This window comes from Azospirillum isscasi (assembly GCF_030849505.1).
Classification (GTDB): Bacteria; Pseudomonadota; Alphaproteobacteria; order Azospirillales; family Azospirillaceae; genus Azospirillum; species Azospirillum isscasi.
In genome coordinates this window covers 19,774-27,056 of the sequence record NZ_JAUJFI010000072.1, presented here as the reverse complement: position 1 = coordinate 27,056, position 7,283 = coordinate 19,774, and the positions used below count along the sequence as shown (strand labels likewise).

The following is a 7,283-nucleotide window of genomic DNA, read 5'->3' as shown; positions in this document are numbered from 1 at the left end:
TCTGGCGGCGGCGGTGGGGCTGCTGGCGGCGCTCCTTTGCGCCGTGCCGCCGCTGGCCCGCGCCACCGGGACCAGCTGCGCCGCGATCTGGCGAGGGCCGGTGGATGGCCCGCCGAAGCCGCCGGGGTGGCGGGTCCGCGGCGCCGTCGCGCTTCTCGGGCTGACGCTCGCCGGCCTGCTCGCGGCCTGGACGGGCATGCCGGTCGCGGTCCTGGCGTTCCTCCTCATCGCCGGTCTGACGGCGGCGGGATTCGCATTTCTCGGGAGAGGGCTGGCGCGGGTGGCCCGCCACGTCGCGCACGGGCGGCGGGCGGTGGTCCGGCTGGCCGTCGCCAACCTGGGGCGGCCCGGCGCACCGACCGTTCCGGTGGCCGTCGCGCTGGGGATCGGCCTGACCCTGCTGGTGGCGGTCGGCGTGATCGGACGCTCGGCAGCCCAGCATGTCGAGGCGACGCTGCCGGCGGAAACGCCCTCCCTCGTCCTTCTGAACATCCCCCCGCAGGACGGCGGGCGCCTGAGCGAACGCCTGACCGCCCTGCCCGGCGTCGCGCGGATCGAGACGGTGCCGTTCCTGCACGCCCGGATCAGCCGCGTCAACGGCGCCGCCATCGCCGAAGCGGACGCCCCACGTTCCGTGGCCTGGGCGGTGCGCGGCGACCGCGGCCTGTCCTGGCGCGACCGCCCCGCCGCCACGGACCGGATCGTCGCGGGAACTTGGTGGCCGGCGGGTTACGCCGGCCCGCCGCTCGCCTCGCTGGACGCTCAAGTGGCCCGCCGGCTGGGGCTGGCGGTGGGGGACACCGTCACGCTGGCCCTGGCGGGCGGTCCGGTGACCGCGACGGTCGCCAACCTCCGCCGCATCGACTGGACGCGGCTCGGCCTGGATTTCCCGATCCTTCTCTCCCCCTTCGCCGAACCGCCCCCGCACAGCCTCGTCGCCGCCGTCTGGTCGGCACCCGACGCGGTTCCGGCGGTGGAAGCCGCGGCGGCGCAGGCCGTCCCGCAAGCCCCCGCGGTCCGCGTGGCGGAGGTGCTGGACACGTTCGGCGCCACCGTCCGGTCCGTCCGCCGGCTTCTGGATGGCCTGTCCGCCGTTGCGCTGGGTGCCGCCGGGGTGGTTCTTCTGGGCGCCGTTGCCGACAGCGCGCGGCGGAGGCTTCACGAGATGGCGATCCTGCACGCTCTCGGGGCTGGGCGGCGCGCGATGGTTCGGGCCGTGGTTCTGGAATTCGTCCTTCTGGGCGCCGCCGTCGCCACGGTGGCGGTGCCGCTCGGCTGGCTTGGCGGAGCCGCCGTGATCGCGGGCCTCGCAGAGGACGCCCCCCTGCCCGGAGCCGCGATCCCCCTGGCCGCCTTTCTCGGCGCCGTCGCCGCCATGGCGGCGGCCGGGGCCGCCCTGGTGGCGTGCCTCCCCCGGAAGGACGTGATGCGGCATTTGCACAGCGGCGGCCTGTCCGCCTGATCCGCCGGTCCGTCCGGCCATCGTCCCGCCATCGTCCCGCCACAACGGCCGCTTGCCTTCCCACCCCACAAGAACATATTAAGAACGCTTGCGGATGCGGGGAAGGGATGATGGACGACGCCTTGATCGAGAAGCTCGGCATTCTGGCCGATGCGGCGAAATACGACGCCTCCTGCGCCTCGTCCGGCGCCAAGCCGCGCCGCGGCGGCAAGGAGGGGCTGGGTTCCACGACCGGATCCGGAATCTGCCACGCCTACACCCCGGACGGGCGCTGCGTCTCGCTTCTGAAGATCCTGCTGACCAACCACTGCCTGTTCGATTGCGTGTACTGCATCAACCGGCGCTCCTCCAACGTGCGCCGCGCCCGCTTCACGGTGGAGGAGGTGGTGCGGCTGACCCTCGGCTTCTACAAGCGCAACTGCATCGAGGGGCTGTTCCTGTCCTCCGGCATCATCCGCTCGCCGGACCACACCATGGAGCAGATGATGCTGGTGGCGCGGACGCTGCGGCGCGACCATGGCTTCGCCGGCTACATCCACCTGAAGACCATCCCCGAAGCCAGCCCCTGGCTGATCGAGCAGGCCGGGCTGTGGGCGGACCGTCTGTCGATCAACCTCGAACTCCCGTCCGACCACAGCCTGAAGGCCTTCGCGCCGGAAAAGAACGGCGGCACCATCAAGGCGGCGATGGGACAGGTCAACGAGCGCATCCTGGAGGCCAGGGAGGAGCGGCGCCGCTTTTCCCCCGCCGGCCAGAGCACCCAGTTGATCGTCGGCGCCGACGACGCCACCGACCGCTCGGTTCTGGAAACCAGCGGCACGCTCTACCAGCGCTATGGGCTGCGCCGCGTCTACTACTCCGCCTTCAGCCCGATCCCGGAGGCCAGCTCGGTCCTGCCGGTCAAGCCGCCGCCCCTGCAACGGGAGAACCGGCTGTATCAGGCCGACTGGCTGCTGCGCTATTACGGCTTCACGGTGGAGGAGATCGCGTCCGGCGGCGAGAACGGCATGCTCGACCTCGGCATCGACCCGAAGCTGGCCTGGGCGCTGAAGAACCGGGAGCGCTTCCCGGTGGACGTCAACCGCGCCGACCGCGAGATGCTGCTGCGGGTGCCGGGCCTGGGCGCCCGCGCCGTGGACAAGATCCTGTCGGCCCGCCGCCACGCCCGCCTGCGGATGGAGGATTTGGCGCGGCTGTCGTCGGGGCTGCGGCGGTCGCGTCCCTTCCTGATCGCCGCCGATTACCACCCCACGGGCGGGCTGACCGACCGGCTGGATCTGCGCCGGCGGCTGGTGACGCCGTCCAGCCAGTTGAGCCTGTTCTGACGATGCATCCGATCGCCTTGCAGGAGGGGGCCGACCTCGACGGTTTCCGCCGGGCGGTGCGCCGCCTCGCCGCCGCCCGGGCGGCCCCCGACGAGGTGCTGTGGAGCGCCGGCGCCCCGTCGCTGTTCGGGGCCGCCGCGGGGGCGTCCCCCGCGGACGGCGCGCCGGTCCGCCTGCCGCAGGCGGTCGGGCGGCTGATCGAAACCGTGGTGTGCCACAGCGATCCGGAGCGCTACGCCCTGCTCTACCGGCTGGTCTGGCGGGTGCTGAACGGGGAGCGGGCGCTGCTCGACCGGCACGCCGACCCGCTGGTGCACCGGCTGGAGCGGCTGGACAAGGCGGTGCGGCGGGACATCCACAAGATGCACGCCTTCCTGCGCTTCCACACGGTGCCGGACCCGGACGGCGGGGAGCGCTACGCCGCGTGGTTCGAACCCGACCACCACATCGTCGAGGCCGTCGCCCCCTTCTTCGTCGAGCGTTTCGAAAGCATGGTGTGGACGATCCTGACGCCGAAGGGCTCGCTGCACTGGGACCGCCAACGCCTGATGAGCGGCCCGCCCGCCGAGCGTCCGGACTCGCCGGCGGACGACCGCTTCGCCGAGGGCTGGCAACGCTATTACGAGAGCACCTTCAACCCGGCGCGGGTCAACCCGGCGGCCATGCGGGCGGAGATGCCGCGGAAATACTGGGCCAACATGCCGGAGACGGCGGCCATCCCCGCCCTGATCCGCTCGGCCCCCGCCCGCGTCCAGGCGATGCTGGAGGCGGAGGCCGCCATCCCGCGCCGCCGCACGCCCGAAAAGGCCGTGGCGGCCATGGCCCGGCAGGCCCCGGCGAATCTGGAGGAGTTGAACAGCCTGATCCGGCGCTCCGAACCGTTGGTGCCGGGGGCGACGCAGGCGGTGACCGGCGAGGGGCCGGAGGGGGCCGCCATCGCCTTCGTCGGCGAACAGCCGGGCGACCGGGAGGACCGCGAAGGCCGCCCCTTCGTCGGCCCCGCCGGGCAATTGCTGACCGCCGCGCTGGCGGAGGCCGGCATCGACCGCAACGGCGTCTACCTGACCAACGCGGTCAAGCACTTCAAGTTCGTTCAGCGGGGCAAGCGGCGCATCCACCAGTCCCCCACCGCCGGGGAGATCAAGCATTACCGCTGGTGGCTTCTGACGGAGCTGGGATTCGTCCGCCCGCGCCTCGTCGTCGCTCTGGGGGCGACCGCGGCCCTGGCGCTGACGGGCCGGGCCGTCCCGGTGCTGCGCGAGCGGGGACCGATGGCCTTCGATGGGTGGGACGGCTTCGTCACCGTTCACCCGTCCCACCTCCTGAGGCTCCCGGAGGAAGCGGAACGGCGGAAGGCGCAGGCGGATTTCGTCGCCGACCTGCGCCGGGCCGCGGCGCTGGCAAGGGGCCGGCGGTGACCGGGCCGTCCCCGCCGGACCCGGGTCTTACGCGCCCTGCTGCTTGAACCGCTTGCCCACCGTGCATTGGATGCGTTGAAGCTCGTACTTGGGATGATCGTTGACCCATTTCGCGCTTTCGATCTGACCGGCGATCGGGCAACTGGACATGGTCAGCGGCTCATCATCCGGGATCACCGGGCTGACGGTCCGGCACTGGGTCGGATCGGACGCCAGGCAGAAGATCATCGACAAGGTAACGAACATCGGGCGCTCCAAAGTGCAACAGCACGCATGTGCCAACAGGATCGGCCTACGCAAGCCGTATGCCATGCCCACGACCGGGGGCATGCTGCCGGAAATCCGGCCGCCCAAAAATGAGCCAATCCACAGGCGCGCCGAATCATTAGGCATCAAAGGTTAGCAATGCCTAAACGTCGGGAGACCGCGAACCCGATGGCGACGATGGCGGAGCGGAGCGTCACGCCCCGGGCTGTTCACACCGCCACTGGCGGACGTTCCAGGCGGGATGCTCCATCAGCCAATGCACGACGTGGACATAGCTGTTGCGCGTGCACTCCATCGCGGTCGGGAAGCGCTCGACGGACGGGGGACGCTCGATGGCGCATTGGTCCGGCCGCAAGGCCAGACAGATCACCAGAACCAGTTCAAACATGGCTCGTCATTCCTGTGGGAGATACCGATAAACCGGCACCTTCGGCAAAGCCGCCAAAGGGCGGACGAAGGCCGGAACAACGCTATCAACAAACGGCGCCGCGTTTGTCGGCAGCGCGGCCGGTCGCGTTGCATCGCAGCAAATATTGCTGCCATGCACAAACGAGCGCTGAAAACTGCAAATAAATAAATCGCAAAATCATATTTCCAAGGATTATTCCATTACCACCTATTTGCGTCCGCCCGCGGCGAAAACTGTCATTGGCAGATTGTTTTGCGTTTTCTATTCGGCAGAGCCTTGACGAGAACATGGTCCCAATATAGCATTAAGTCCCAATTTGGCGTCAGATGTTCTGAGTTTTCAATTCAGAATGAGACATTCCGCGCGATGACATCCGCGCGACACCATCCGCCTGCATTCAGTGCCGCGCTCACAAGCACAAGCCCATTTTTTTGGGCTCATTGGTTTTTGGGTAACAATAAGCGCCACCACGGGAGGGATCGTCATGAAGGTGTTGTCTCGATGGCTTCTGGCGTCGGTTGCCATCTTCGCAGCCGGCTCGGTCTCGGCGAACGACAGTATTCTGAAGAACGAAGCGAACCCGAACAACTGGGCTTCCCAGCTCGGCAACTACGCCGGGCAGCGTTACAGTCCACTCGACCAGATCACCACCAACAACGTCAAGAACCTCCAGGTCGCCTGGTCGTTCTCGACCGGTGTCCTGCGCGGCCATGAAGGCGGGCCGATCGTCGTCGGCGACGTGATGTACATTCACACGCCGTTCCCCAACAAGGTCTTCGCGCTGGATCTGAACAATCCCGGACGGGTCATCTGGAAGTATGAGTCGGTCCAGGACCCGACCGTCATCCCCGTCATGTGCTGCGACACGGTCAACCGCGGCGTCGCGGTCGCGGACGGCAGGGTCTTCCTGGCGCAGGCGGACAACACGCTGGTCGCCCTTGACGCCAAGACCGGCAAGGAGATGTGGAAGGTCAAGAACGGCGACCACACCAAGGGCGAGACCCTGACGGCGGCCCCGCTGGTGGTCAAGGACAAGGTCTTCGTCGGCATCAGCGGCGGCGAGTTCGGCGTGCGCGGGCATCTGACGGCCTACGACACGAACAGCGGCAAGATGGTGTGGCGTGCCTTCTCGACCGGCCCCGACGCCGACGTGAAGATCGACCCGTCGAAGACGATGATGATGGGCAAGCCCATCGGGCAGAAGGACCTCGGCGTCTCGACCTGGCCGGGCGACGAATGGAAGCGCGGCGGCGGGACCACCTGGGGCTGGTACACCTACGATCCGGCGCTCAACCTGATCTATTACGGCACCGGCAACCCCGGCACCTGGAACCCGACCCAGCGGGCCGTCGACAAGGACCGGGCCAAGAGCGACAACAAATGGTCGATGACCATCTTCGCCCGCGATCCCGACACCGGGGAGGCGAAGTGGGTCTACCAGAAGACGCCCTTCGACGAATGGGACTTCGACGGGGTGAACGAGAACATCCTGGCCGACATTCCCATGAACGGCCAGCAGCGCAAGGTGCTGGTCAACTTCGACCGCAACGGCTTCGCCTACACGCTGGACCGGGCGACCGGCGAACTGCTCGTGGCGCAGAAGTACGACCCGACGGTCAACTGGGCGACCGACGTGGACATGAAGACCGGGCGCCCGAACGTCGTCGACAAATACAGCACCTTCGCCAACGGCGAGGACAAGAACACCGCTGCGGTCTGCCCCGCCGCCCTCGGCACCAAGGACCAGCAGCCGGCGTCCTTCTCGCCCGACACCGGCCTGTTCTACGTTCCGACCAACCACATCTGCATGGACTACGAACCGTTCTCCGTCTCCTACACGGCGGGTCAGGCCTATGTCGGCTCGACCGTCTCCATGTATCCGACGCCGAATTCGCACGGCGGCATGGGCAACTTCATCGCCTGGGACGCCGCGGCGGGCAAGATCGTGTGGTCGCGGCCCGAACGGTTCGCGGTGTGGAGCGGCGCCCTGTCCACCAAGGGCGGCGTGGCCTATTACGGGACGCTGGAAGGCTACCTCGTCGCCGTCGACATGAAGGACGGCAAGGAGCTGTGGCGGTTCAAGACGCCGTCCGGCATCATCGGCAACATCAACACCTACACCCACAACGGCAAGCAGTATGTGGCCGTCCTGTCCGGGGTCGGCGGCTGGGCCGGCATCGGCCTTGCCGCGGGCCTGACCCAGGAGGCCGGGGCGCAGGCGTGGCACAACGCCGTCCATCCCGGCCACACCGAGGGCATGGGGGTGGCGACCGCCGGCCTCGGCGCGGTCGGCGCCCACCAGTCGCTGGGCGAATACACCCAGCTCGGCGGCGTTCTGACGGTGTTCCACGTTCCGGACCAGAAGTGATCGGCTGACCTGCCCCCGGTGCCGCAACGCACCG

The 7,283-nt window shown here is 68.6% G+C and carries 6 protein-coding genes; 4 read left to right on the top strand and 2 right to left on the bottom strand.

The window, feature by feature from the left end; all coding sequences use genetic code 11:
- From QSG27_RS15585 to QSG27_RS15575, 3 genes are all read left to right on the top strand, one after another.
- Positions 1 to 1,462 (top strand): ABC transporter permease (locus QSG27_RS15585; RefSeq protein ID WP_306707638.1); only part of this gene is annotated, 1,462 nt, incomplete at its 5' end.
- Between the two features lie 110 nt (positions 1,463 to 1,572).
- Positions 1,573 to 2,787: a putative DNA modification/repair radical SAM protein gene (locus QSG27_RS15580; protein WP_306707636.1), complete on the top strand. Its 1,215-nt coding sequence runs from the start codon at positions 1,573 to 1,575 to the stop codon at positions 2,785 to 2,787.
- A gap of 2 nt (positions 2,788 to 2,789) precedes the next feature.
- Positions 2,790 to 4,205 carry a UdgX family uracil-DNA binding protein gene (locus tag QSG27_RS15575; protein ID WP_306707634.1) on the top strand — a complete coding sequence of 472 codons (1,416 nt, stop codon included), beginning with the start codon at positions 2,790 to 2,792 and terminating at the stop codon, positions 4,203 to 4,205.
- Between the two features lie 27 nt (positions 4,206 to 4,232).
- Here the strand turns inward: QSG27_RS15575 and QSG27_RS15570 are convergent, their stop codons facing one another.
- Both QSG27_RS15570 and QSG27_RS15565 read right to left on the bottom strand, forming a co-directional pair.
- Positions 4,233 to 4,451 carry a hypothetical protein gene (locus tag QSG27_RS15570; RefSeq protein WP_306707632.1) on the bottom strand — a complete coding sequence of 73 codons (219 nt, stop codon included), beginning with the start codon at positions 4,449 to 4,451 and terminating at the stop codon, positions 4,233 to 4,235.
- 214 nt (positions 4,452 to 4,665) lie between these two features.
- Positions 4,666 to 4,860, bottom strand: a complete 195-nt coding sequence (locus tag QSG27_RS15565) for a hypothetical protein (protein ID WP_306707630.1) — start codon at positions 4,858 to 4,860, stop codon at positions 4,666 to 4,668.
- Positions 4,861 to 5,365: 505 nt separating this feature from the next.
- Here QSG27_RS15565 and QSG27_RS15560 point away from each other — a divergent pair.
- Positions 5,366 to 7,249 carry a methanol/ethanol family PQQ-dependent dehydrogenase gene (locus tag QSG27_RS15560; RefSeq protein ID WP_306707628.1) on the top strand — a complete coding sequence of 628 codons (1,884 nt, stop codon included), beginning with the start codon at positions 5,366 to 5,368 and terminating at the stop codon, positions 7,247 to 7,249.
- Positions 7,250 to 7,283: the final 34 nt, after the last annotated feature.

Excerpts from the sequence above, each read along its gene's own strand:
- QSG27_RS15580 (WP_306707636.1), top strand. The coding sequence starts at position 1,573 with ATGGACGACGCCTTGATCGAGAAGCTCGGCATTCTGGCCGATGCGGCG.
- QSG27_RS15575 (WP_306707634.1), top strand. The coding sequence starts at position 2,790 with ATGCATCCGATCGCCTTGCAGGAGGGGGCCGACCTCGACGGTTTCCGC.
- QSG27_RS15570 (WP_306707632.1), bottom strand. The coding sequence starts at position 4,451 with ATGTTCGTTACCTTGTCGATGATCTTCTGCCTGGCGTCCGATCCGACC.
- QSG27_RS15565 (WP_306707630.1), bottom strand. The coding sequence starts at position 4,860 with ATGTTTGAACTGGTTCTGGTGATCTGTCTGGCCTTGCGGCCGGACCAA.
- QSG27_RS15560 (WP_306707628.1), top strand. The coding sequence starts at position 5,366 with ATGAAGGTGTTGTCTCGATGGCTTCTGGCGTCGGTTGCCATCTTCGCA.